The sequence below is a fragment of the Streptomyces sp. SYSU D01066-1 genome, assembly GCF_054956795.1.
The window spans coordinates 1-1,474 of record NZ_JBUDHV010000081.1; the positions used below are offsets into that span (position 1 = coordinate 1).

Genomic DNA, 1,474 nt, shown 5'->3' on the forward strand with positions numbered 1-1,474 from the left:
ACCGCCCTCGTTCTTGACGACGATCCGGTAGGTGACCACATCACCCACCTCCAGCGGCCCCTCAGGAACGGCGTACTTGGTGAGCGTCACGAACGGAGCGCTCATGAGCACCACGCCGTCCACCAGATTGCCGGTGTGACTGCTACCGCCGGTGACGGTGAGGGAGTGGAGGGCGAAACGGGTCGTGGTCTGCCCGGCGGGGACGGTGTAGGTGCCGGTGTAGAGGGACCAGTCGGTCTTGTCCGTGGTCAGCCGTCTCTGTTCGACCACCGCGCCCGGCGCGCCGATCTCCACCGCCATGGTGTCCTGACCGCGGACTCCGCGGTGGTACAGCCGCCAGTACAGCTTGGTGCCCGGGGTGGTGGGCAGGTCCTGGTACAGCGTGGAGAACTCGTTCGCGTTGAGCTCGACGAACTGGGTGCCGTCGGCGGCCTTCACGTTCTGGTACCCGGTGTGCCACAGCTCGATCAGGTGATCGGAGGCCGTGGTGTACCAGCCCGGGACCCGGTCGGGCCGACTCGTCTGAGAGGCGTCCGGGCGCAGGTGCCAGCCCGCAGGGACAGCGGGCAGTTCGAAACTGCCGTTGATCAGCGAGACGCGCAGTGGTGTGGGAGTGGTCATAGTTCTTGTTCTCCTTCTGATGGGGGGGTGCGGTCGCAGGAAGCAGCCGCCGGCGGTGCACGGAGGTGACCGCCGCAGTAGTTGGTCCGGTTCGGTGATCCCCGAGGCGGTGAAGCAGGCTCGTGCGGCACAGGCGCGGTTCCGGGCGCGTCTTCGCCGTCGGACGCGAAAGGTGGCATGAGCAGGGTGATCTGGTCGGCACCACCGCGGGGTACGGAGGCTGGTTGCCGAGCCAGGAGACCGACTCGCTCGGAGAGGTCAGCCGGGCGGTGTCTGCTCCGGTCAGTCACTGACCTTGATCATCCGGAGGGTGGTCCAGTCCTCACCGGTGATCTGTGCGATGTCGGCCGGTACGAGATCGGTACGCTGCGGTGTCGGGTTGTAGAAGCCCTGGAGGCGCACGGTCGTGGGCCTGGTCACCTCGTAGAGCGTGTTGCGGGCCGCCATGTTGTCGATGCCCGAGTCGCCGGAGACCTGTGGCCGCCCCAGAGAGGTGGGACCTTCCCAGTTGGCGAGAGAGGTCACCCATACAGTGCCGTGGGGTACGACGGCACCGGCCGTGGCGTCGAAGATGCGGGCGGTGATCCAGGAGTGGTGCGGGGGCAGGGAGTGGATGTAGGCGCGCACGTTGGCGTCCAGCGCGTAGACGCCGGGCTCGGGCAGTGCCAGGTCGGTACCGGGCAGGTCGAGCCAGACGTTCGGCCGCGTCAACAGGTCGACGTTGCCAGTCAGGGAGGACATCCCGGACACCGGCGTGAGGCGTGCGCCGATGGTGACGTTCCTGGGGCAGTCGCCGTCCACGCGTACGTCGATGTCGACGGAGCGTTCGGTGCCGATGGCGGGCTGCCGGGTT

Annotated in this window: 1 protein-coding gene and 1 pseudogene; both read right to left on the reverse strand. The window is 67.6% G+C overall.

Annotated features, from left to right (window positions below; genetic code table 11):
• Positions 1 to 621 (reverse strand): carbohydrate binding domain-containing protein (locus ACY1JF_RS31860; RefSeq protein ID WP_462708753.1); only part of this gene is annotated, 621 nt, incomplete at its 3' end.
• Between the two features lie 282 nt (positions 622 to 903).
• Positions 904 to 1,474: pseudogene (locus tag ACY1JF_RS31865) on the reverse strand (hypothetical protein); the annotation flags it as partial.